General features: G+C 32.8%; 22 protein-coding genes and 2 pseudogenes. 20 read left to right on the forward strand and 4 right to left on the reverse strand.

Features of this window, described 5'->3' with window-relative positions; genetic code table 11:
- The first annotated feature begins 172 nt into the window (after positions 1-172).
- Positions 173-2839, forward strand: coding sequence for a TonB-dependent receptor (locus DM397_RS16545; protein WP_111378711.1), 2667 nt, complete (start codon positions 173-175; stop codon positions 2837-2839).
- Positions 2840-2923: 84 nt separating this feature from the next.
- Here DM397_RS16545 and DM397_RS16550 read toward each other — a convergent pair whose 3' ends face one another.
- Together DM397_RS16550 and DM397_RS16555 are read right to left on the reverse strand one after the other, a co-directional pair.
- Positions 2924-4087, reverse strand: coding sequence for a carboxypeptidase-like regulatory domain-containing protein (locus DM397_RS16550; RefSeq protein WP_167511683.1), 1164 nt, complete (start codon positions 4085-4087; stop codon positions 2924-2926).
- A 171-nt stretch (positions 4088-4258) separates the two neighbouring features.
- Positions 4259-4609, reverse strand: a complete 351-nt coding sequence (locus DM397_RS16555; RefSeq protein ID WP_111366760.1) for a 4Fe-4S dicluster domain-containing protein — start codon at positions 4607-4609, stop codon at positions 4259-4261.
- A 192-nt stretch (positions 4610-4801) separates the two neighbouring features.
- Between DM397_RS16555 and DM397_RS16560 the strand changes: the two genes are divergently transcribed.
- The 7 genes from DM397_RS16560 to DM397_RS16590 all read left to right on the forward strand — a co-directional run bounded on the left by DM397_RS16560 (position 4802) and on the right by DM397_RS16590 (position 10230).
- On the forward strand, positions 4802-5869 hold the full coding sequence (locus DM397_RS16560) for an acyl-CoA reductase (RefSeq protein ID WP_111378596.1): 1068 nt from the start codon (positions 4802-4804) through the stop codon (positions 5867-5869).
- 93 nt (positions 5870-5962) lie between these two features.
- On the forward strand, positions 5963-7033 hold the full coding sequence (gene serC / locus DM397_RS16565) for a 3-phosphoserine/phosphohydroxythreonine transaminase (protein ID WP_111378597.1): 1071 nt from the start codon (positions 5963-5965) through the stop codon (positions 7031-7033).
- Between the two features lie 99 nt (positions 7034-7132).
- On the forward strand, positions 7133-8083 hold the full coding sequence (locus tag DM397_RS16570; RefSeq protein ID WP_111378598.1) for a D-2-hydroxyacid dehydrogenase: 951 nt from the start codon (positions 7133-7135) through the stop codon (positions 8081-8083).
- Positions 8084-8176: 93 nt separating this feature from the next.
- Positions 8177-8524, forward strand: coding sequence for a hypothetical protein (locus DM397_RS16575; protein WP_111378599.1), 348 nt, complete (start codon positions 8177-8179; stop codon positions 8522-8524).
- Positions 8525-8681: 157 nt separating this feature from the next.
- Positions 8682-9245, forward strand: coding sequence for a DUF937 domain-containing protein (locus DM397_RS16580; RefSeq protein ID WP_111378600.1), 564 nt, complete (start codon positions 8682-8684; stop codon positions 9243-9245).
- Between the two features lie 210 nt (positions 9246-9455).
- The gene (locus DM397_RS16585) at positions 9456-9896 is read left to right on the forward strand and encodes a DUF6146 family protein (RefSeq protein ID WP_111378712.1); all 441 of its coding nucleotides are present in this window, start codon (positions 9456-9458) and stop codon (positions 9894-9896) included.
- A 31-nt stretch (positions 9897-9927) separates the two neighbouring features.
- Entirely contained in the window at positions 9928-10230 is a 303-nt protein-coding gene (locus DM397_RS16590) for a DUF6787 family protein (protein ID WP_111378601.1), read from the forward strand.
- Here DM397_RS16590 and DM397_RS16595 read toward each other — a convergent pair.
- Complete coding sequence (locus DM397_RS16595; RefSeq protein ID WP_111378602.1) at positions 10227-10523, reverse strand: hypothetical protein; 297 nt, start codon at positions 10521-10523, stop codon at positions 10227-10229. The genes DM397_RS16590 and DM397_RS16595 overlap by 4 nt on opposite strands.
- A 223-nt stretch (positions 10524-10746) precedes the next feature.
- Between DM397_RS16595 and DM397_RS24140 the strand changes: the two are divergent.
- The 5 genes and pseudogenes from DM397_RS24140 to DM397_RS16615 form a co-directional block, all read left to right on the forward strand.
- Positions 10747-10959: pseudogene (locus DM397_RS24140) on the forward strand (ATP-binding cassette domain-containing protein); the annotation flags it as partial.
- 219 nt (positions 10960-11178) lie between these two features.
- Positions 11179-11625, forward strand: a pseudogene (locus tag DM397_RS24145) (ABC transporter ATP-binding protein); the annotation flags it as partial.
- A complete protein-coding gene (locus tag DM397_RS16605) occupies positions 11625-13322 on the forward strand; it encodes an LIC_10190 family membrane protein (protein ID WP_111378604.1) in 1698 nt (565 codons plus the stop codon). The pseudogene DM397_RS24145 and the gene DM397_RS16605, both read left to right, overlap by 1 nt.
- The gene (locus tag DM397_RS16610; RefSeq protein WP_111378605.1) at positions 13315-14079 is read left to right on the forward strand and encodes a TIGR02757 family protein; all 765 of its coding nucleotides are present in this window, start codon (positions 13315-13317) and stop codon (positions 14077-14079) included. Before DM397_RS16605 ends, DM397_RS16610 begins: the two co-directional genes overlap by 8 nt.
- Before the next feature lie 102 nt (positions 14080-14181).
- Complete coding sequence (locus DM397_RS16615) at positions 14182-15528, forward strand: DEAD/DEAH box helicase (RefSeq protein WP_111378606.1); 1347 nt, start codon at positions 14182-14184, stop codon at positions 15526-15528.
- Positions 15529-15667: 139 nt separating this feature from the next.
- On the opposite strand, the gene DM397_RS16620 is transcribed toward DM397_RS16615, so the two are convergent.
- Positions 15668-16780, reverse strand: a complete 1113-nt coding sequence (locus DM397_RS16620; RefSeq protein ID WP_111378607.1) for a lactonase family protein — start codon at positions 16778-16780, stop codon at positions 15668-15670.
- A 252-nt stretch (positions 16781-17032) separates the two neighbouring features.
- Here DM397_RS16620 and DM397_RS16625 point away from each other — a divergent pair, with 252 nt between their 5' ends.
- From DM397_RS16625 to DM397_RS16655, 7 genes are all read left to right on the forward strand, one after another.
- Positions 17033-18961 (forward strand): BatA domain-containing protein, encoded by a 1929-nt coding sequence (locus DM397_RS16625; RefSeq protein WP_111378608.1) that lies wholly within the window; start codon positions 17033-17035, stop codon positions 18959-18961.
- Between the two features lie 156 nt (positions 18962-19117).
- Positions 19118-20368: a dihydroorotase gene (locus tag DM397_RS16630; protein ID WP_111378609.1), complete on the forward strand. Its 1251-nt coding sequence runs from the start codon at positions 19118-19120 to the stop codon at positions 20366-20368.
- A 4-nt stretch (positions 20369-20372) separates the two neighbouring features.
- Complete coding sequence (locus tag DM397_RS16635; RefSeq protein WP_111378610.1) at positions 20373-20699, forward strand: hypothetical protein; 327 nt, start codon at positions 20373-20375, stop codon at positions 20697-20699.
- A 139-nt stretch (positions 20700-20838) separates the two neighbouring features.
- The gene (locus DM397_RS16640; RefSeq protein ID WP_111378611.1) at positions 20839-21483 is read left to right on the forward strand and encodes an alpha/beta hydrolase; all 645 of its coding nucleotides are present in this window, start codon (positions 20839-20841) and stop codon (positions 21481-21483) included.
- Positions 21484-21615: 132 nt separating this feature from the next.
- The gene (locus DM397_RS16645) at positions 21616-21972 is read left to right on the forward strand and encodes a type II toxin-antitoxin system RelE/ParE family toxin (protein WP_111378612.1); all 357 of its coding nucleotides are present in this window, start codon (positions 21616-21618) and stop codon (positions 21970-21972) included.
- A 16-nt stretch (positions 21973-21988) separates the two neighbouring features.
- The gene (locus DM397_RS16650; protein WP_111378613.1) at positions 21989-22303 is read left to right on the forward strand and encodes a helix-turn-helix transcriptional regulator; all 315 of its coding nucleotides are present in this window, start codon (positions 21989-21991) and stop codon (positions 22301-22303) included.
- 37 nt (positions 22304-22340) lie between these two features.
- On the forward strand, positions 22341-22910 hold the full coding sequence (locus DM397_RS16655; RefSeq protein ID WP_111378614.1) for a cysteine hydrolase family protein: 570 nt from the start codon (positions 22341-22343) through the stop codon (positions 22908-22910).
- The last annotated feature ends 19 nt before the right edge of the window (positions 22911-22929 follow it).

Here is a 22929-nt window from a genome sequence, read left to right on the forward strand (position 1 = left end):
TTTAAAATTTTGCAAATATAAGATTTAATAGCTCTTGCACGAAGTAAAAATGGCCAATAATATAATTTTAGATATACGCAATGAAATTTTTAAACATTTTATTAAATTTTTGTTAAAAAACATTACTTTTATAAAACTAATCAACAAAAAACAAACCAATAAACCAACAACTATGAAAAAGATTGCATTATTACTATTTCTGCTGAATTCAGCATTTCTTTTTGCACAAAAAGAGGTCTCGGGTCTTGTAAAAGATAAAACTGGAAATCCGCTTCCAGGTGTTAATATTGTAGAAAAAGGCACTTCTAATGGTGTTTCTACCGATTTTGAGGGAAGCTTCAGAATAAAAGTTAAAGAAGGTGCAACTTTGGTTTTCAGCTATGTAGGATTTACAACAGTTGAAAAAGTAGCCACCGGAGATAAAATGAATGTTACTTTAAGTGAGAATGATGGACAAGTTTTAAATGACGTTGTTGTTGTGGGTTCTAGAAATGCTAAAAGAACCGTTGTAAATTCTGCAGTTCCTATTGATGTGATCAATGTAAAAGATGTTACAACGCAAAGCGGTAAAATCGAAATTAATCAGCTATTGCAATACGTAGCTCCTTCATTTAATGCCAATAAACAATCAGGATCTGATGGTGCCGACCACGTTGATCCAGCTTCTTTGAGAGGTATGGGACCAGATCAGACTTTGGTTTTGATTAACGGAAAAAGAAGACATCAATCTTCTCTAATCAACTTATTTGGAACTCGCGGACGTGGTAATACAGGAACAGATTTGAATGCAATCCCTGCCGCATCCATTAAAAGAATTGAGATTCTACGCGATGGCGCTTCTGCGCAATATGGTTCTGACGCCATTGCCGGAGTTATTAATATTGTAACAAATGACAACGTTGACGAATTAACAGGTTCTGTTACATATGGCGTTTTTAATACACATGCCAAAGGCGAATTCTTGCCAGGAACTCCAAACACAAAAGGATTTAGATTGGATCAGAATGGAAATGGAAACTCTTATGGAAAAGATCAGGATTTTGACGGAGGCTCTGTAAGAGTAGCAGCAAATTATGGAACTGGAATTGGTTCTAAAGGCGGTTATGTAAATGTTACAGGAGAATTTTTGAGTAAAAACAAAACACTTAGACCTGCTTACGATTTTAGAAAAGGTTTTGGTGATGCAGAAATGACAGGTGTTAACTTATTCGCCAATTTAGCAATTCCTATTTCTGAGAAAACCGAATTTTATGCTTTTGGCGGAAGCAATTTTAGAGATACAGATGCTTATGCTTTTACTAGAAATGATGGCGAAAGAGTTGTAGAATCTGTTTATCCAGGAGGATATACGCCAAGAATTACTTCTAAAATTAATGATAATTCTATCGCTGCTGGAATTAGAACCGAATCTTCTGGCGGATGGAAATTTGACCTGAGCAATACTTTTGGTAAAAACAAATTCCAATATGATATTAAAGGAACTATAAATGCTTCTCTTGAAGAAAAATCTCCTCATGAATTTGATGCTGGAGGGCACAGTTTGCTTCAAAACACTACTAATTTTGATATTTCGAAAAATTATGGAGATGTTTTAAAAGGTTTAAATATTGCTTTTGGAGCAGAGTTTAGAGTGGAACAATTTGAAATTTTTGCTGGTGAAGAAGGTTCATACGCAACTTATGACACCAACGGAAAACCTATTACTGATCCAACAACACAAAGCGCACCAACTGTTCCAAATCCTGATTACGACCCAACAGATCCAGAATCTTCTCCAACAATTCCACGACCAGGAGGTTCGCAAGGTTTCCCTGGATATAGCCCTGCAAACGAAGTAAATAAAGATAGAACCAACTTCTCTCTTTATACTGATGCCGAATTAGATGTTACCGAGGCTTGGATGGTTAGCGGAGCTTTACGTTTTGAAAATTATAGTGATTTCGGAAGTACACTAAATGGAAAATTAGCCTCAAGGCTTAAACTTACAGATCATATCAACGCTAGAGGATCGATAAGTACAGGTTTCCGTGCGCCGTCTTTAGCTCAAATTTACTATAATTTACGTTTTACCAACTTCAATGCAAGCGGAGCAACAGAAGTATTATTGGCTCCAAACGATAGCCCAGTAACAAGAGCATTCGGAATTCAGAAATTAAATGAAGAAAAAGCGGTAAATGCTTCGTTAGGATTTACAGCATCTTTCGGTGATTTTACCGCTACAGTTGACGGCTATTATATTCAGGTAAAAGACCGTATCGTTTTGACTGGATATTTTGACGCTAGTTCTTTAAATCTAGGCGTTTCTGAAGCTCAGTTTTTTGTGAATGGAGTTGACACAAGCACACATGGTTTGGATTTGGTTTTCTCTTGGAAGAAAAACTTTGATTTCGGCCAATTTGGTGCCACTTTAGTAGGAAACATCAACGACATGAAAATTGACAAGGTTAAAAATGGCACTCTTGACGAATCTATTTTCTTCGGAAAACGCGAAAAAGCATTTTTACTGGCTTCTGCTCCAGACAATAAATTTAGCTTAAACCTTACTTATGCTAAAAACAAATTTGATGCTGGACTAGCTTTTACTCGTTTCAGCAAAGTAGTTCTGGTTGATTATGCTGACGAAGACGATGTTTACAACCCAAGATTGATTACTGATTTAACTGTTGGATATCAATTTACAAAAAGCTTAAAATTGACTTTAGGAAGCAACAACTTATTTAATGTATACCCAACTAAACAGGACGAACAAGGAAATACAGAAGCTGGAGGTTATTGGGATGCTGTACAAATGGGTTTCAGCGGAGCTTATTACTATGCAAGACTTGGATTTAATTTTTAAGAAAGGGGTTCGACTCTGTTTAGCCTAACATAAAACAAAAAAATCCTGAACATTATGTCCAGGATTTTTCATTTCTATTTATAATTACAATTTAAACTCTAAAGAGGCGATGATTGCTTTTTCTTCATCGGTTGCTGTAAATCCCGAAATATCCCAATAATTGGTCAAGATTTTGTTTTTCTTATTAAAAAGTGATTTTTCTTTAAAGACATCACTTTCGTTATACGTAAAATTCTGTTTATTAAAACCTGTTGTAACAAAACTATTTCTTACTTGAATATTTTTAGTTTTATCCTTTAAAACAAGATTATAGCCTATTTCTTCATTGGAACTCAATAAGTAGTAATCAGTTCCATCCCATCTATAATTTACTTTTACAAACGATTTTGTCATGTTTTTATCGCCTTCTTTTGTCTTCTCCTCTACTTTATCAAGGGTTGCAGGCGTAACAGAAATAGTAAATTCTACAATAATCTTTTTCAAAGGATCATAAATGATTTCAAAATTATCGATTGCTTCTTTGGCTTTATCCAACGGAACAACCGACATTACATAATAATCTTTATTTTTAGAATGCCCTTTGGTTGTAAAATCATATTCCTTTTTGGCTTTTGGACTCAATAAAGGTTCTAAGTATTTAAAATTCGAATAATTCTCCATTATATTATTCAAATTATAGCCCTTTAAATCAGCACTTACATCAGCTTCTAACAAGCCGTAGGAACGATTTTGCTCAACCAATAAAGTGGTTGCATTATTATTTTTATCAAATTGAAAATTTACCAACCCATCATTATAATACGTGTACTGATTGTCGAGCATAAAAAACTCTCTCACATATACTTTCTGCCTATGGGAAATACTAATTTTCTTTGTAGAATTGTTAACCAATTTCTGAAGTGTTTTTTCTGGAGATTCCTTAGACAAAACTACTTCATCTAATTTATTGTTTTTACTCTTTAAATAAACAACAAATTTTTGCTCTCCGTTCAAAGAAGTCCAGCGTACGGTCAAATCTTCATAATTAGTTTCAGAAACCTGAACATTAGATCCACCAGTTAGCATAAAAGTAACTTTTCCTTCTTCATTGCTCAATAAAATCTGCTGAGTTTTCATTATTTTAACCGTAGCATTTTGTATAGGCTCCATGGTTTCTATATCCTTAACAATAATAGAATACTCTTCCTTTTGTGCAAAGATACTTACATAATTAAGTAAAACGATAAATAAAAGTAGCAATTTCTTCATAGGCATTGTTATTTTTTCAACTAAAGTATTATTTTTCTAATAATAAAGCAACTATCTAAAAATAAAACATTCACTATCAAGAAACTAACCTTTACAAATACCTGAAATCAGGGTAAAAAAAATCCTGAGTTTTTCAACTCAGGATTCTATATTAATTAAACAGCATTTTTTTTACTCGTTATGTAAAAAAGCTTGTCTTTCTAACAAAGTTTCTTCGTCTTCAACGTGATTATCATCAGGAACACAACAGTCAACAGGACAAACAGCAGCACATTGTGGCTCATCGTGAAAACCTTTACATTCTGTACATTTTCCTGGTACGATATAATAGATTTCGTCAGAAATTGGAGTCTGCGCATCATCAGCGTCAACTTCAGTTCCGTCAGGTAAAACTATTTTTCCAGAAAGACTTGTTCCGTCTTTATATCTCCAATCATCTGCTCCTTCATATATTGCTGTATTTGGGCACTCTGGTTCGCAAGCCCCACAATTGATGCATTCGTCAGTTATAATAATTGCCATCTTTTTAGTCTTAAAGTTTAAAAGTCATAAAGTCTAAAGTCATAAAATCTGTCATAAAGTTTGAAAGTATTAAAGTTAAAAGTATAAAAGCCTTTTCAACTTTTGACTTTGGACTTTGGACTTTTGTCTTTCGACTTAATTATGCTTATTTTTGTGCAAAATTACAATCAAAACAATTCATAAACAAACATTATGACATTAGAAACAAAAAAAAGTGTTTTTGTTGAATTAGGAAAATTTTTAAGTCAGTTTTCTGAAGGCGCTTCTGCACAAAAATCTGACGTTTTATATAACGACATCTTTTTTGAAGATTTCGAAAATCTAATTCGTTTATCGCAATCTCATAATGGATGGTATACTCCAGAACAAGTATATTTCTCTATACAATCTTGGGCGGAAGCTTTAACAATAGAAAATATTGACAAGTGGCTTTCAGCATATAAAATTGATGAGAATGATGAAAATCCAAAAACTATCGCTCTAATCTTAGCAGGAAATATTCCGTTAGTAGGTTTTCACGATTTTTTATCTGTTTTAATAACTGGAAATAAAGCTTTAATCAAAACTTCATCAAACGACCAGCATTTACTGCCATTTTTAGCTAAATATTTAATTGCTGTTGATGAAAGCCTGAAAGACAGAATCACTTTCGTAGAAGGAAAACTGGAAAACTTTGATACTGTAATTGCAACTGGAAGCAACAATACTGCTCGTTATTTTGAATATTATTTTAAAGACAAACCTTCAATTATTCGTAAAAACAGAAATTCGGCAGCGATTTTAACTGGAAAAGAAACCAATGAAGAGTTAGAAGCGCTTGGCGAAGATATTTTTAGATATTTCGGTTTAGGATGTCGAAATGTTTCAAAATTGTATATTCCGAAAGGCTATTCTTTTGAAGCGTTTTTTCAGGCAATGTTCAAATATCAAGATGTCATTCATTATGAAAAATTTGCTAACAATTATGATTACAATAAGGCTGTTTTCTTAATGAGCAATTTCAAATTATTAGACAACGGATTTTTGACTTTAAAAGAAGATTCGAGTTACGCTTCGCCTATTTCGAGTGTATTTTATGAATACTACGAAAACCTAGAAGAACTCCAAAGACGTCTTCAGGAAGACGCAGATCAAATTCAGTGTATCGTAAGCAATAATTTAACTGCAAATAGTATCGCATTTGGAGAAACCCAAAAACCTCAACTGTGGGATTACGCAGACAATGTGGATACTATAACGTTTTTGTTAACAACAAAGTGATAAATTGTTTAATTATTTCGAATATTTTAACGCTTTTTCGGCTCTTATTGCCGAAATTTGCGTCTTTAAAATTTTCGACTATTAACAACAACCATGAAAAAACACAACTACAGCGCAGGACCAAGTATTTTACCTCAGGAAGTTTTTGAGAAGGCATCAAAAGCAATTTTAAATTTTAATGATTCAGGGTTATCTATCCTTGAAATCTCGCATAGAAGCAAAGATTTCGTTGCAGTTATGGAGGAAGCTCGTTCCCTTGCTTTAGAATTATTAGGTCTTCAAGGAAAAGGTTATCAAGCTTTATTTTTACAAGGTGGTGCCAGCACAGCATTCTTAATGGCGCCATACAACTTAATGAAAGAAAACGGAAAAGCGGCTTATTTAGATTCTGGAACGTGGGCAACTGCGGCGATCAAAGAAGCTAAACTTTTCGGTGAAACTGTTGTCGTAGCTTCTTCAAAAGAAGACAATTATACTTATGTTCCTAAAGGTTACGAAATTCCAGCTGATGCTGACTATTTCCACTGCACAAGTAACAATACCATCTTTGGAACTCAAATGAAAGAATTCCCAGCAACAAATGTTCCTGTTGTATGCGATATGAGTTCTGATATTTTTTCACGCGAATTAGATTTCTCTAAATTTGATTTAATCTATGCAGGAGCTCAAAAAAATATGGGACCTGCAGGAACTACATTAGTAGTGGTTAAAGAAGAAATCTTAGGTAAAAACGGAAAAACTATTCCGAGTATGTTAGATTATGCTAAACACATTAAAGGCGAAAGTATGTACAATACTCCACCTGTATTTGCTGTTTACGTTTCTCTTTTAACTTTACAATGGATTAAAGAAAAAGGCGGAATCGCTGCTGTTGAAAAATTAAACAACGCTAAAGCTGAATTACTTTACGCTGAAATCGACAGAAATCCATTATTTAAAGGTGCAGCTGCTGTAGAAGATCGTTCAAAAATGAACGTAACTTTCTTATTGAACAATCCTGAACACACTGAAACTTTTGACGCTTTATGGAAAGCAGCAAACATTTCTGGATTGCCAGGACACCGTTCTGTTGGCGGTTACAGAGCTTCTATCTACAACGCTATGCCAATTGAAAGCGTTCAGGTTTTGGTTGACGTAATGAAAGCATTGGAGTCTAAAGTTTAGTTTTCAGTCGCAGTTACAGTCTCAGTTTACAAAAAAAGAAAAATCAAATAGTTGGTTTATCGATTAAACGATTAAACCAAACAAAAAATAAACCCTGCAATGAAAGTATTAGCAAATGACGGAATTTCTAAAAGCGGAATTCTAGCCTTAGAAAAAGGCGGTTTTGAAGTTATCACTACAAAAGTAGCTCAAGAACAAGTAGCTAACTATATAAACGATAACAATATTGACGTAATTTTAGTTCGTAGTGCAACTAAAGTTCGTAAAGATATTATCGATTCTTGTCCTGGAATCAAAATCATCGGTCGTGGTGGTGTTGGTATGGATAATATCGATGTGGATTATGCAAAAAGCAAAGGAATCCATGTAATTAATACTCCTGCTTCGTCTTCAGAGTCTGTTGCAGAATTAGTATTCGGACACTTATTTTCTGGTGTACGTTTTTTACATGATTCTAACAGAAATATGCCTCTTGAAGGAGATTCAAACTTTGATGGTTTGAAAAAAGCTTACGCTAACGGAACAGAATTAAGAGGGAAAACTTTAGGTATTGTTGGTATTGGTCGTATCGGACAAGCTACTGCAAAAATGGCTCTTGGTTTAGGTATGAAAGTTATCGCTGCAGATAGCTTTATTCCTGAAGTAGATGTAAAAGTTGAATTTTTCGACGGACAGTCAATCACAACTAAAATTGTTTCTCAATCTTTAGAATCTTTATTTAAAGAATCAGATTTCATTACATTACACGTTCCTGCTCAAGATGGCTACATCATTGGAGAGAAAGAACTTGAAATCATGAAAGACGGTGTTGGAATTGTAAACTGTGCTCGTGGTGGTGTTATTGATGAAGTAGCTTTAGTAAAAGCGCTAGATTCAGGAAAAGTGGCTTTTGCTGGTTTAGATGTTTTCGAAAGCGAGCCAAAACCAGAAATGGCAATCTTAATGCACTCTAAAATCTCTTTGACTCCTCATATCGGAGCTGCAACTGGAGAAGCACAAGACAGAATTGGTACTGAATTAGCTTCACAAATTATTACCTTGTTGAGCTAACAAAATTATAATATTCTTATTCAAAAGGGATTTACTGCTATATGTAGTAAATCCCTTTCTTTTTTACTATTTTTGGCATCAGCTTTATCTAATATGACGAAAATTTATAAAAAAAATTCTGTTCAAAAATGGATTACTCTTTCAATAGCATCTATTGCTTTAGTTGCTTTATTCTATACAAATATCTTTGCTAACATATTTTCACTTATCATTGAAAAAGAGTATTTCATTCCGAAACAATCTTCAATTTTTACTTTTAAAGAAACTATTCAAAATGATGGTTCAAGTGATGTGTGGAGATATGGAGAAGACTGTAATAATTACTATTATAATCTGAGTACATTTCATAATGATGTTTTATTTTTTCCGAAAAACAAAACCAAATCTTGCCCAGGATTTAATTCTAAAAATGTAACTACTTGGTGCGGAGTAAAAATTTAATACTAACTCTTATTTAAAATCAAACAAATAACGCTCAACCATCTCATTAAGCTAATTAACTATAATTAAATCACTTAAAAGGGATTTATTAACACAGTTTAATAAATCCCTTTCTTTTTTTGTTTAAATTTGATTTATAATCTAAACCCTAAATATCATGTTTGAACAATTAACCCAATTAGTACAGCAATACGGAGGCGATGCTGTTGTAAACAATAACGCTGTCCCAAATGAGCATAATGAAGCCGTAATAAGCGAAACGAGCAGTTCTATTTTTGAAGGATTAAAAAAGATTGTTTCAGAAGGAAACACAGATCAGATTGCCGGACTATTTAATGGAAATTCTCCAATAGATAGTTCAAATCCAGTTGTTCAGCAAATTCAACAGCAATTAAGCGGAAATCTTGGCGAAAAATTCGGTTTGAGCAGTGCCGATTCGAATGGAGTTGCTTCCAATTTGATTCCGCAGATTTTAGGCTCTTTAGTCAATAAAGCAAAAGATCCGAACGATAGCAGTTTTCAAATTTCAGATATCATAAATTCTATTTCAGGAAACAGCGGACAAGCTTCTGGAATAATGGATACTATTTCTAAATACGGAACGCAATTTGGTCTTGACCAAAACAATGACGGAAAAGTCGATGTTGCAGATGTACTTGTAGTTACCAAAAGCAAAGGAGGAATTGCAGGTTTTATTGGAAAACTGTTTGGAAGTAAATAGTTAAGATACTAAGCTTCTAAGATACTAAGCTTCTAAGATACTAAGTTTTTAAAGCTGTTTGCGAAGCAAACAGCTTTTTACTTTTATGCATACAACCAAAAAGAAAGCTTAGAAGCTTAGCAACTTAGAACCTTCAAAAGAATGTTAAACCTTTGTTACTTTGAACCTTTACCTCTCTGAACCTTAAAAAATTATCGTAACTTTATGGTTATGAAAAAATGCATTTCCATATTAATTGTTTTACTTACTATTATTGCTTGCTCTTCTGCTTCTCAGAAAATTGCAAGCACAGATACTGCATCTGGATCAAATAAAAAAATAAGCGATACCGTTAGAATTGCAAACGATTCACTTGAATACGAAGTTATTATTATCGACAATGGATTCTCTACTTGGCTTGCTTCTCGTGCCTATCCGAGAAACTATTATTCATTGCAATATCTTGAAAACAAAAACTACCTATATGTAACAGAATGGAATAATCGTTTTTCACAGCCACAGCGTTACAATCCAAATTTGTATGAAATGTCTATTGATTACCGACCTGACATCCATTACGGCTATGAAGTAAATTACTTAATTTACAATTACATGATTTATTTTCAAAATACTTACAAACAAAAGCTTTGGGGTTATGTTCCATCAAGATAATGTACTATATTTGTAATCATTACAAATAGCAATGAACAGATTAAAAAAACGCTGGGGAATCACCTCCAATTTACAAGCCGTAATTATATTTATCGTTTTTGCCATCACAGGATCGGCATCTGCTTGGCTGTCTAAACCCTTCTGCATTTGGCTAGGAATTACTAAAGAGGATTTTGGTGGCTGGTTTACACTTATCCGACTTATTATCATCTTCCCGATCTATCAAGTTCTATTGGTTGCTATCGGAACTATTTTTGGGCAATTTAAATTCTTTTGGAACTTCGAAAAGAAAATGCTTAAAAATATGGGACTTGGATTTCTGTTTAAAGATTAAGCATCAGTTTTCTCTCTTGAGAAAAAATAAGTGTAAATCCATGTCAAAGTAAAAGACGGAATCACATCAGTAAACGGAATAATCTCCTCCAGAAAGGTCAAAATTCCAGCGACTTTCCCCACTCTTCCTTTATACATTCTTGCCATAATAATACCGGCAATTGGCGCCCAGATAACATCCGAAAATTCACCAAGAAGGGGAATCGAGAAAGAAATCATACCAATTCCGTCCAAAACTAATCCGATGATTAATTTTGACATTCTGTTATCTTCTACAACTTCTAAATCTTGCATAACACATTCACTTTTAAGTTAATCGAAATTAAAAATAATTCTTCAAAATAGTTTTACTTATTTATTAAATTTAATTTCCAACATTCCCATATCAATTTATGTACCGATTTTAGAAAAGTCAATCCGCTCTTTTTGGAATTAGGATTTTTACATATTGGAATTTGATTTTAAGAATTTGATTTTGACCATAATCTTCGTTTCTTTGTAAAAACAGTTTCACTACATGATACACGCAAAAAACATACATAAATTCTACGATAAACTTGAAGTTTTAAAAGGAGTTGATTTACATATAAAAAAAGGCGAAATTGTTTCAATCGTAGGTGCTTCGGGCGCTGGCAAAACTACTTTATTGCAGATTTTAGGAACTCTTGACAAACCAGACCACAACCCAGATTCGTCTCTGACTATTAATGGTAAAAATGTTTTAGAACTCCAAGACATCAAAGGCGAAAACTCAAATCAGAAAAAAGCCTTCAAAATCATTACTTGGTTAGGAACTCTTTATTTTGTTTTATTAGCTGTTTTTGTATTGTTTTTTAGAAGTAAAATAGAAAACGATATTTTAGGTTATGGTACTTGGACAATAATACTCACGCCTACTCTTTTGTTACTTTTTTACTACAACCGATATTTCAAAAAGAAAAGCAAGCAAGACAAAGTTTTATCCGACTTTAGAAACTTAAATCTCGGATTCATTTTTCAATTTCATCAGCTTTTACCTGAGTTTACAGCCTTAGAAAATGTTTGTATTCCAGCTCATATTGCAGGCAAAAAAACAGCTGAAACCGAAGAAGAAGCAAAAAAACTCCTTTCTTATCTCGGACTTTCACATAGAATCAACCATAAGCCGAGCGAACTTTCGGGCGGAGAACAGCAGCGCGTTGCAGTTGCCAGAGCTTTAATCAATAAACCAGATGTCATTTTTGCAGATGAACCTTCAGGAAATCTAGACACTCATTCTGCCGAAAACTTGCATCAATTATTTTTTCAGCTTCGAGATGAATTCGGGCAGACTTTTGTAATTGTAACCCACAACGAAGAATTGGCCAATATGGCTGATAGAAAATTAGTAATGTCCGATGGACAAATTCTTAATTAATGATTCTCATTGCGATAAGCTGGATTTATATTTTATTTACAACCATAAATTTAGGTATTGGTTTAGACAAAGTACTAAACCTCAATACTAAAAATTTTGTAATTACTTCTATCTTAGGGTTATTTTCAGCAACTATTCTTGCAAGCCTTTGGGCTATTTTTGGAAGAATTAATATTGAATTTCACATCGTTTTAATACTTCTGAATGTTTTTTTATTGCTAAAATTTCGCAATCAGATTATTAATCTTTACAAGTCGTTTTTTTTAGAATTACAGCAGCTGCAAAGAAGCTTACAAATCATTTTAACTATTATTTCGGTTCTAATTATTTTACAATGTGCTTCAATTCCTTTTGTAATTGATAATGAGTCCTATTATATTCAAACTATAAAATGGCTCAACGAATATGGCTTTGTAAAAGGACTTGCAAATCTCCATTTATTCTATGGCCAGACAAGCGGTTGGCATATTACTCAAAGTGTTTTTAGCTTTTCTTTCTTATACAAAAATTTTAATGATTTAAGTGGCTTTTGCTTATTATTAGGAAATGTATTTTCTATTCAAAAACTCAACGAATACAGCAAAAATGGCAATAAAAACTATTTACTAGTCGGATTGCTCCCTTTATTCAATATTTTCTTTTTTCAATTCATAAGCGCGCCTTCTCCAGATATTCCTGTTTATGTTTTTTCATTTATTCTGTTCTTCTATTTCTTAGAAAATTTTAAAAACATCACTTCTGAAATTTTCAATCTTATTGCAATACTGGTACTGTTTCTGCTTTATATAAAAAATACGACTTTAACTTTTGCAGTAATCCCAATTATTCTTTTGGGTTATCATTTTAGCTCACTTTCAAAAAAACTTCTAAAACCAGCAATACTCACCATCTTGATTGCCGCTCTTTTTATAACAAAAAATATGATTATCTGCGGGTCGCCTATTTTTCCTTCAAAGATTAATTCTTTTACAACAGATTATGCAATCCCAAATATAGTAGAAGATTTTTATTACGATCAGGTTAAATATTATGGCTTTTTTGTAAGTGCAGCACAATACAACAAAATGACTCTTGCCGAATTATTTTTACATTGGCTTACTATGCCAAAATTGCATGGTTTATTCAATAAAATAAGTGTTTTTTTAATACTGATTGTACCATTTTTTATTTATAAATACCAAAACAAGAAAGCGCTTTGGATTCTTTATTTTGTAATGGTCTTACAATTACTTCTATTAGGGTTGACTTCGCCTCAGTATCGATTCTTTATGAACTTTATATTATTCTTTTCCCTCTTTTGTTTTACATGTGTTTTTTATCGCAAAAATGCAATCCAATATTTTCTCATCGCATCCCTGGTTCCAACCTTCATCGTACTGTTTTTCTCTGTAAATCTGAATGGTTTTTCCAGTCATAAATTTATGCTGAAAATCAGTAATTTTTCTATAAAGAATAGTGTTTTTCCATATCAAAACTCAAAAAGCAGCACCACCTTTGAATCTATTCAGTTAGGAAATCTAAAATATAATTCTCCCGTAAAAAATGATTTTTTCTGGGCAAATGGGAATGGTGATCTTCCTTGCGTTGACAAACAGCAACTGGATTATTTTGAAAAATATTTTCATATTATTCCGCAAATGCGCACCAATAATTTAAAAGACGGATTTTACGCCAAAGACCTTACTAAAAATGAATAGTACAGAACTTAAAGAATTTCTAGACGAAAAAGTCATCCAATATAATAATCAGGATTTTATAGAAAGTGATCCTGTTCAAATTCCGCATCTCTTTACTCAAAAAGAAGATATTGAAATCTCTGGTTTTCTTAGCGCTTCTATTGCTTGGGGAAACCGTAAAATGATTATTAAGAATTCTCATAAAATGATGGAATTAATGGGGAACACACCTTACGATTTCGTTATGTCGCATTCTGATGAAGATTTGGCAAGATTGGAAACTTTTGTTCACAGAACTTTTAACGGACATGATTTTGCAGGTTTCATAAAAGGCTTAAAACATATCTACCAAAACCACAACGGACTAGAATCTGTTTTTGCTAAAAATCAAGAAAAAGACAGTTTGCAGAAAAGCATCAGCGAGTTCAAAAAGATATTCTTCGAAACAGATCATTTAGCTCGAACTCAGAAACACATTTCAGATCCGCTAAACAATTCGGCGGCCAAGAGAATCAACATGTACCTGCGCTGGATGGTGCGCCAAGATGCAAAAGGAGTCGATTTAGGAATCTGGAAAAGCATTTCACCTTCTGTTTTATCTTGTCCGTTAGACGTCCATTCTGGAAATGTAGCGCGCAAACTTGGAATTCTTTCGCGAAAGCAAAATGATGCAAAAGCTTTATTAGAATTAGATACCAAATTAAGAGAAATGGATGCAAAAGATCCTGTAAAATATGATTTTGCTTTGTTTGGATTGGGAGTTTTTGAAGGCTTTTAATGCTGAAAATTAAATAGTTAGATTAATAAATTATCAGATGATTTTAAGAATTTGATAAACAAACCATGAATTTAACGTACATTTGCACAAAATTTAAAGCAAATGAGCACTTTCGAAAAATTTAATCTTCCAAAATCATTACAAAAAGCAGTTGACGAATTAGGATTTGTTACGCCTACTCCTATTCAAGAAAAATCTTTTTCTGTAATCATGTCTGGACGTGATATGATGGGAATTGCACAAACTGGAACCGGTAAAACATTTGCTTATTTACTGCCTCTTTTAAAACTGTATAAATTTACGCATACTAATACACCAAAAATCGTAATCCTTGTGCCAACCCGCGAATTAGTAGTTCAGGTGGTTGAAGAAGTAGAAAAACTGACTACATACATGTCGGTTAAAACTTTAGGTATCTACGGAGGTGTAAACATTAATACGCAGAAAAAAGCCGTTTATGAAGGTGTTGACATTTTAGTTGGAACGCCTGGACGTACAATGGATTTGGCGCTAGATGCTGTAGTTCGTTTTGACGAAACACAAAAACTGGTTATCGACGAGTTTGACGAAATGCTGAATTTAGGTTTCAGACCACAGTTGACTTCACTTTTTGCGATGATGAAAACCAAGCGTCAGAACATTCTATTCTCAGCAACGATGACAGACGAAGTTGATGATCTTTTAAATGATTATTTTGATTTTCCTGAAGAAGTTACTTTGGCACCATCAGGAACTCCTCTTGAAAAAATTACTCAAATTACCTATAATGTTCCGAATTTCAATACAAAAGTAAATTTACTGAAACATTTATTGGAAACCGATGAAAGCATGAGCCGCATTTTGGTTTTCGTAAACAACAAAAAGATTTCAGATATGCTTTTCAATCGTATCGATGAGCTTTTTGACGGACAATTTGGTGTTATTCACTCCAATAAATCTCAAAATTACCGTTTGAGTACAATGGCTGAATTTCAAGAAGGAAATCTTCGCGGTTTAATTACAACCGATGTTATGGCAAGAGGTTTGGACATTTCTAACATTACTCACGTAATTAACTTTGAACTTCCAGAAGAACCTGAATTATACATGCACAGAATTGGGCGTACAGGTCGTGCAGATGCAACAGGAACGGCAATTAGCTTTGTTACTCCGAGAGAGGAAGAATTCAAAATTGCAACAGAACTTTTAATGGATCAAGAGCTTGATGTAGCCGATTTCCCTGAAGAAGTTGAAATTTCAGAAAAACTTATTGAAGCCGAAAAAGACAAATTGCCAAGAAAGTTTTTAATGAAAAAAGTAAAACTAGAAGGTGACGGTGCTTTTCATGAAAAATCTAAAAAGAATCAAAAAGTCAATCTTGGAGGTCCTTCAAAAACCAAAAAGAAAACTCACGGTTCTGTTAACAGAAATATGTTGAAGACAAGAAACGAGAAGAAGAAGAAAAAATAATTCTTTTTTTAGATGCTAAGCTACTAAGTTGCTAAGATTCTAAGTTTATATAACACTAAAAAAGGGTAAAGATTCAAAGAATCTTTACCCTTTTTTTAGCTTAGAAGCTTAGTATCTTAGCAACTTAGAACCTTTTTTACTAAATTTTCGTAAACAAAAGCCCTACTGGCGAACACATTTGTATTCTTCTACCCGTATCTACAATTTTTCCTGTTGCGATATCTCTTTTAAAAATAACTATATCATTAGTATATTGATGCCCTACTAAAAGGTAATTTCCTGTTGGGTCAATTGCAAAATCTCTCGGGCCTTTTCCTAAAGTGCTTTGCTGTTCTACCAATTCCAAACTTCCTGTTTTAGAAATTTTATATACAGAAATAGCATTAGCATCTACACGATCTGTAACATACAAAAAGTTCCCGTCTGGCGAAAGTTTAATTGCTGCTGCTCCTGTTCCTCCCTTAAAATCTTTTGGAAGAATGCTTGTTTCAGCAACTACTTTTAAACTTCCCGTTTTATCCCAACTTAGTGTTGTTAAAGTTCCATCCAATTCCTGAACCAAATAGACAAATTTTCCGTCTTTGCTGAAAGTCAAGTGTCTTGGTCCACTTCCTGGTTTTACATCAACACTTCCTTTTAAGGTAAGAATTTCATTTTTTGCAGTTGGATTGTATTTGTAAATAAACACTTTATCCAAACCTAAATCATTTGACAAAACAAACTTTTTGTCTGGAGAAAACATAACCATGTGCACATGCGCTTTCTCCTGACGCGCTGCATTTGGCCCTTTTCCTTCATGCTGAATAAGCTGCTGCGCTTCTGTAATGCTTCCATCTGGATTTTTCTTAAAAACAGCAATACTTCCGCCAGAATAATTGGCAGCAATTACATTTTTATCATCATTTATTAAATGGCAAGGATCTGCTCCTAAAGCATCATTTTTATTTATAAGGCTGATCTTGCCCGTTTGCGAATCATAAGAAAAAGAACTTACTGTACTTTGTGTCCCGTTTTCATTTACAGCATAAATAAATTTATTATCTGCAGAAACCGATAAATAACTTGGACTGACAACACTCTCTGATGATTTTTTTAACTTATAATCGCCTGTAGAAGCATCAAATTCATATACATAAATACCGTTGCTTTGGCAAGTATTGGTATAAGTTCCTACCAGTAAATTGAATTTGTTTTGAGCTTTAACCGCGGTTATTGATAAAGCAGAAAATAATACTAGGTATATTTTTTTCATAGTTTATTTTTGTTTTTTGAATTAGCTAAAATAAGTAATAATATCTGTTTGAAGGAGCTTCTAAGTTACAAAGAAATTACAAAAGTTACATTTTTTGATATTTTTCCACTACCCGATTGTCCATTAATACATTTTCAATTTATAATTTACAATTCATAATTCTCCTACTTATATGGTTTAATAATTTTAATTTGTATTTTTGACCTGCATCTTCGCGAAAAACAAAACGTAGTGAAGTAAATCGAAGCCAGAATGCATTTTAAACATCCCGAAATTCTATACTTTCTGTTTTTATTGATCGTTCCAATTTTGGTTCACTTATTTCAATTAAGACGATTTAAAACTTCCTATTTCACCAACGTTCGATTCTTAAAAGAACTTGCAATTCAGACTCGTAAGAGTTCTAAAATTAAAAAACGTCTTTTATTAGCGACACGTTTATTATTGCTTGCCTGTGCCATTATCGCTTTTGCACAACCTTTTTTTGAAGCCGCCGACAGTAAGAACGCATCAAATGAGATGTATATTGTATTGGACAATTCTTTCAGTATGCAGGCAAAAGGCAAAAAAGGAGAATTACTGAAAAGAGCTGTTCAGGAATTGCTTGAAAACACTCCAGAAAACACACAGTTTTCGCTTTTAACCAACACCGAAAACTATTGGAATACCGATATTAAATCATCTAAAAGTGCTTTACAAAACTTAAAATACAGCGCTTCTCCTTTTGATCTTTCGGCAATTACAGCCAAAATAAAAGCACACAAATCAGCTCATAAAAAAGACATTGTCATTATCACCGATGCTGTTGGTTTGAAAGAGGCAGCTATTGCAACTATAGATTTTGACGAAAAACCATACTTTATAGTTCCTGAAGCGGAACAGAAAAATAATGTTTCAATTGACAGCGTTTACATCAATCAGACTTTAGAAAACTTCTACGAAATTGGCATCAATTTATCAGCTTATGGCGAAGATTTCAAGCCTGTTTCTACAGCTCTTTACAATCAAAACAAACTGATCGCCAAAACTATTGTCAATTTTGACGCCAAGAAAAAGACAATCAATTTCACTATTCCAAAAGAAGCATTTCATGGATATGTAACAATTGAAGACAACGGTTTAACTTATGACAACAAATTGTTTTTCAGCATTTCAAAAAATAAAAAAACAAACGTTATTAGTATTGGCGAGCCTGAAAAAAGCAATTTCTTATCAAGAATTTATACTTCGGCAGAATTCAACTACAACAATTATCCAATCGGTTCTTTAGATTATAATAGTTTAGAAAAACAAAATACTATTATTTTAAATGAATTGGTTGATATTCCGCAAGCATTGCAAACCACTTTAAAAGCTTTTGTTTCTAAGGGCGGAAATTTGGTTGTGATTCCATCTGAAAAAGCATCTCTTTCGAGTTTAAATGCATTATTAGGGAATTTCGGAAAAATCCAATTCGGAAATTTAGAAACCAACGCGAAACTAATCACTAAAATTAATTTTGATCATCCTTTATTTTCAGGCGTTTTCGAAAACAAAATCACTAATTTCCAATATCCAAAAGTAAACAGTTCGTTTGCTGTTTCGAGTTCGTATCCAGCCGTTCTTTCGTTTGAAGATCAGACTGCATTTGTAACTGCTGTTCAGAATCAGGTTTCTGGAATAACGGTCTTTACAGCGCCAATAAATAGTGCAAACTCTAATTTTCAGCAATCGCCTTTAATTGTTCCATTATTTTATAAAATTGCTCAAAACAACCAGAAAACTGGTGTAAATGCTTTGACAATAGGAAACAATCAGCCTTATTTTGTTGATGTTTTATTGACTAAAGATGCTATTTTGGAAGTGAAAGGAACAGACGATTCGTTTATTCCTATCCAGCAGATATTAAACAATAAAGTCAAATTAACGTTTAATGATTTCCCTGAAACAGCTGGAAATTACAGCATTTTTGACAAAAAAGAATGGGTTGAAAATATCAGTTTTAATTACAAAAGAACCGAAAGCGATTTGAGTCAGGTAAATACCAATGTAGTTTCAGATTTCAAAACTGCCGATACCATTTCGACCATTTTCAATACGTTACAAACAGAAAGAACAGACAGCCAAATTTGGAAATGGTTTGTTATCTTTGCACTGTTATTTTTAGCATTGGAAATGGCAATTATAAAATTTGTGAAATGATTTTTTTACCATTAAGACATTAAGATTATTAAGTTTTTTTACTTTATGATCTTATTCTAAATGCCCAGAAAATTAAGTTCCTCGCTTTATGAACTTAATTTCTTAATGGTAGTAAATAAAAACATTTAATGTTTTAATAAAATAAATATTCAAAATATGAAACTAATCATCAAAAGCGCCAAAATTATCGACTCAAAAAGTCCGTTTCACAATCAGACCGTTGATCTTTTAATTGCAGATGGTGTAATAGAAAAAATAGGAGTTTCTCTTCCAAACGATGACGCAGAAGTAGTACGTTTTGAAAATCTTCATGTTTCTCAAGGCTGGTTTGACAGCAGTGTTTCCCTTGGAGAGCCAGGCTACGAAGACAGAGAAACTATCGCAAACGGATTGAATGTGGCAGCAAAAAGCGGATTCACAGCAATTGCCTTACAGCCGAATTCGTTGCCAATTATTGACAATCAATCTCAGGTAAATTTTGTAAAAAACAAAGCAAATGGTTCTGCTACAGAAATTTTCCCAATCGGTGCTTTAACTAAAGCTAGTGAAGGAAAAGACATGGCAGAGCTTTTTGACATGAAAAATTCTGGAGCAATTGCTTTTGGAGATTACAACAAAAGCATCGACAACGCTAACATCCTGAAAATTGCTTTGCAATATGTACAAGATTTCGATGGATTGGTAATTGCCTACTCTCAAGATCCAAATATTAAAGGAAATGGTGTCGCTAATGAAGGTGTTGTTTCTACAAGATTAGGATTGAAAGGAATTCCGAATCTAGCAGAAGAACTGCAAATTTCTAGAAACTTATTTTTATTAGAATATACTGGCGGAAAACTTCATATTCCAACAATTTCTACTGCAAAATCGGTTGAATTAATCAGAGAAGCTAAAGCAAAAGGTTTAAAAGTTACTGTAAGTGTTTCGGTTCATCATTTGGTTTTAACGGATGAAAAACTAGACGGATTTGACACTCGCTTTAAAGTTACACCACCATTAAGAACAGAAGTTGACAGACAAGCTTTGCTTAACGGAATTGCTGACGGCACAATCGACATGATTACTTCAGACCATAATCCTATTGATATTGAATTCAAAAAAATGGAATTTGATACAGCTAAAAACGGAACAATTGGCCTAGAAAGTGCTTTCGGAGCTTTATTAACGGTTTTACCAGCTGAAACAGTTGTTTCTAAATTAACGGCTGCCAGAACTGTTTTTGGTTTAGAAAACAATATTATTGAAGAAGGCGCAAAAGCAAACCTAACTTTGTTTACAACAGAAGGAAAATCAACTTTTACAAAAGAAAACATTCTTTCAAAATCAAAAAATTCTGCTTTTTTAGGAACCGAGCTTAAAGGTTCTGTTTACGGAATTTTAAATCAAAATCAATTAGTTACAAAATAATAAAATGAATAATTCAGTCGAAGAAGGAAAACCAATTGCTATTACTAGTTATATTCTTATCATTGGTGTTTTAATCGCCATGAGCATGAATTCTGAAAACAAAAACAGTTTTGCTTCTTTTCATATCCGTCAATCTTTAGGACTATCCTTAACTTTTATTTCTTTAGGAGCAATCATCAGTAATTTTGATAGTTTTTTAATCACTTTCCCAATGTGGATTTGTATTTCAATTCTATGGACTTTCGGAATTTTTAATGCTATTCAAGGGCAAATGAGGCCAATTCCTTTGGTTGGAAATTTATTTCAAAAATGGTTCCGTAAAATTGGATAAATTTTTAAAATCCCAATTTTTAAGTACCAAATTCCAAACTAAAAACGTCAAAAACTTTGTCAAAGTTAAGAACTGAAAACCACGACTGAGACTGAGACTAAAAATTTACAATTCACAACTTACAATTCATAATTAAAAAATGAATCTATCTTTAGAATATAAAATAAGAGAACCAAAGGTAATTTTAGACAAAAATCCGTTATTGCTTCTATTGCACGGATATGGCAGCAACGAAGCAGATTTATTCTCTTTTGCTTCTGAACTTCCTGATAACTATTACATCATTTCTGCGAGAGCTCCTTACGATTTGCAATATGGCGCTTACGCTTGGTATGCCATCAACTTTGATGCTGATCAGAATAAATTTTCAGACAACGAACAAGCTAGAACTTCTAGAGATGTAATTGCAACTTTCATTGATGAACTAGTAGCAAATTACCCAATTGATGCTAACAACGTCACTTTAATTGGATTTAGCCAAGGATCTATTTTAAGTTATGCAACGGCACTTTCTTATCCTGAAAAAATTCAGAGAGTTGTGGCAATGAGCGGTTATTTTAATGAAGAAATCATCAAAGAAGGTTTTACAAACAATGATTTCAAAAACTTAAAATTTTTCGCTTCACATGGAACTGTAGATCAAGTTATTCCAATTGAATGGGCAAGAAAAACACCTGCTGCTTTAGAAAAATTAAACATTCCGCTTACTTACAAGGAATATCCTGTTGGACATGGAGTTGCTCCTCAGAATTTCTTTGATTTTAGGAATTGGCTGGCTTCTTAAAAGCTTTAAAAAAAGAAAGAAAAAACTTATTTTTAAAATATTTCTAAATTATATTACTTACTTTAGTCTTATAAAAGATTAACAATAATTAAATACCCAAAAGTTTCCTTAAAAAGAAACTTTTGGGTATTTTTGTACTATAGAGAGAATGAAAAAAAAAACTTTGATGTAATCTTTCTTCAAGAAGTATTTGACTTTTTAAAAGAATTAAAACCAAAACATTCAGAAAAAATAATCTATAATATTCGAAAAGCACAAACAAAAAATGATCCTGAACTCTTCAAAAAGCTAAATAATGAAATTTGGGAATTTCGAACTTTATACCAAGGAAATCATTATCGGTTATTAGCATTTTGGGACAAAAGCAATATTCAAGACACTCTTGTAATTTCTACACATGGTTTTATAAAAAAACAAGGTAAAGTTCCTGAGAAAGAAATATCAAAAGCAGAGAAACTAAAAATAGAATATTTTAAAAATAAAGATTAAATTCAATTTTAAAAATATGAAAACGTATACTTTAAATCAAGTAACCGATGAAATCATTGGTAAAGTTGGAACTCCGAAAAGAGATAAATTTGAACATGATTTACAAATGGATTTAATTGGAAACGCCATAAAACAAACTCGTAAAGAACGTAATTTAACCCAAGAAGAATTGGGAAAACTCATTGGTGTTCAAAAAGCGCAAATATCTAAACTTGAAAAAAATGCTGGAAATGTAACACTAGAAACCGTTATTAAAGTCTTTACAGCTTTAAAAGCTACCGTTAAATTCCAAATAGAACTAAAAGACTTAACAATCAGTTTAGATAAATAAATTAATTTAGCTCTTTTATCATTATAATACTTTATAAATGAACACAACAAAACTTAATAATCCTGCATTAATTTTAATTGATATCCAAAAAGGTTTTCATGATGTTGCCTATTGGGGAGGAGACCGTAATAATGTTACAGCAGAAGAAAAAGCTGGTGAGCTTCTGGAAATCTGGCGAAGCAAAAAACTCCCTATTTTTCATGTTCAGCATTGTTCTTCAAATCCAAATTCGATTTTAAACGAAACAAATCCTGGGAATGAATTTCAAGATGTGGTAAAACCTCTTGAAGGAGAAACCATCATCAAAAAGAATGTCAATAGCGCTTTTATTGGAACCAATTTAAAAGAGCTTCTTGATACTGCCAAAATCACTAATCTGATAATTGTTGGTTTAACTACAGATCACTGCGTTTCTACAACAACCAGAATGGCTGGAAATTTTGGTTACAACGTTTATCTGGTTTCTGATGCAACAGCTACTTTTAATAAAAAAGGTCTAAACGGAGAAGAATTCTCTGCCGAATTAATACATCAGACAGCTTTAGCAAGCTTAAATGAAGAATTTGCTCAGGTTGTAGATTCTGAGTTTATTAAAGAGATTATTTAGTATTCAGTCGCAGTCGCAG

It is taken from the genome of Flavobacterium nitrogenifigens (assembly GCF_003254565.1).
GTDB classification, from domain to species: Bacteria; Bacteroidota; Bacteroidia; order Flavobacteriales; family Flavobacteriaceae; genus Flavobacterium; species Flavobacterium nitrogenifigens.

Coding starts and splice junctions, on each gene's coding strand:
- DM397_RS16545 (WP_111378711.1), top strand. CDS start 173: ATGAAAAAGATTGCATTATTACTATTTCTGCTGAATTCAGCATTTCTT.
- DM397_RS16550 (WP_167511683.1), bottom strand. CDS start 4,087: ATGAAGAAATTGCTACTTTTATTTATCGTTTTACTTAATTATGTAAGT.
- DM397_RS16555 (WP_111366760.1), bottom strand. CDS start 4,609: ATGGCAATTATTATAACTGACGAATGCATCAATTGTGGGGCTTGCGAA.
- DM397_RS16560 (WP_111378596.1), top strand. CDS start 4,802: ATGACATTAGAAACAAAAAAAAGTGTTTTTGTTGAATTAGGAAAATTT.
- serC (WP_111378597.1), top strand. CDS start 5,963: ATGAAAAAACACAACTACAGCGCAGGACCAAGTATTTTACCTCAGGAA.
- DM397_RS16570 (WP_111378598.1), top strand. CDS start 7,133: ATGAAAGTATTAGCAAATGACGGAATTTCTAAAAGCGGAATTCTAGCC.
- DM397_RS16575 (WP_111378599.1), top strand. CDS start 8,177: ATGACGAAAATTTATAAAAAAAATTCTGTTCAAAAATGGATTACTCTT.
- DM397_RS16580 (WP_111378600.1), top strand. CDS start 8,682: ATGTTTGAACAATTAACCCAATTAGTACAGCAATACGGAGGCGATGCT.
- DM397_RS16585 (WP_111378712.1), top strand. CDS start 9,456: ATGAAAAAATGCATTTCCATATTAATTGTTTTACTTACTATTATTGCT.
- DM397_RS16590 (WP_111378601.1), top strand. CDS start 9,928: ATGAACAGATTAAAAAAACGCTGGGGAATCACCTCCAATTTACAAGCC.
- DM397_RS16595 (WP_111378602.1), bottom strand. CDS start 10,523: ATGCAAGATTTAGAAGTTGTAGAAGATAACAGAATGTCAAAATTAATC.
- DM397_RS16605 (WP_111378604.1), top strand. CDS start 11,625: ATGATTCTCATTGCGATAAGCTGGATTTATATTTTATTTACAACCATA.
- DM397_RS16610 (WP_111378605.1), top strand. CDS start 13,315: ATGAATAGTACAGAACTTAAAGAATTTCTAGACGAAAAAGTCATCCAA.
- DM397_RS16615 (WP_111378606.1), top strand. CDS start 14,182: ATGAGCACTTTCGAAAAATTTAATCTTCCAAAATCATTACAAAAAGCA.
- DM397_RS16620 (WP_111378607.1), bottom strand. CDS start 16,780: ATGAAAAAAATATACCTAGTATTATTTTCTGCTTTATCAATAACCGCG.
- DM397_RS16625 (WP_111378608.1), top strand. CDS start 17,033: ATGCATTTTAAACATCCCGAAATTCTATACTTTCTGTTTTTATTGATC.
- DM397_RS16630 (WP_111378609.1), top strand. CDS start 19,118: ATGAAACTAATCATCAAAAGCGCCAAAATTATCGACTCAAAAAGTCCG.
- DM397_RS16635 (WP_111378610.1), top strand. CDS start 20,373: ATGAATAATTCAGTCGAAGAAGGAAAACCAATTGCTATTACTAGTTAT.
- DM397_RS16640 (WP_111378611.1), top strand. CDS start 20,839: ATGAATCTATCTTTAGAATATAAAATAAGAGAACCAAAGGTAATTTTA.
- DM397_RS16650 (WP_111378613.1), top strand. CDS start 21,989: ATGAAAACGTATACTTTAAATCAAGTAACCGATGAAATCATTGGTAAA.
- DM397_RS16655 (WP_111378614.1), top strand. CDS start 22,341: ATGAACACAACAAAACTTAATAATCCTGCATTAATTTTAATTGATATC.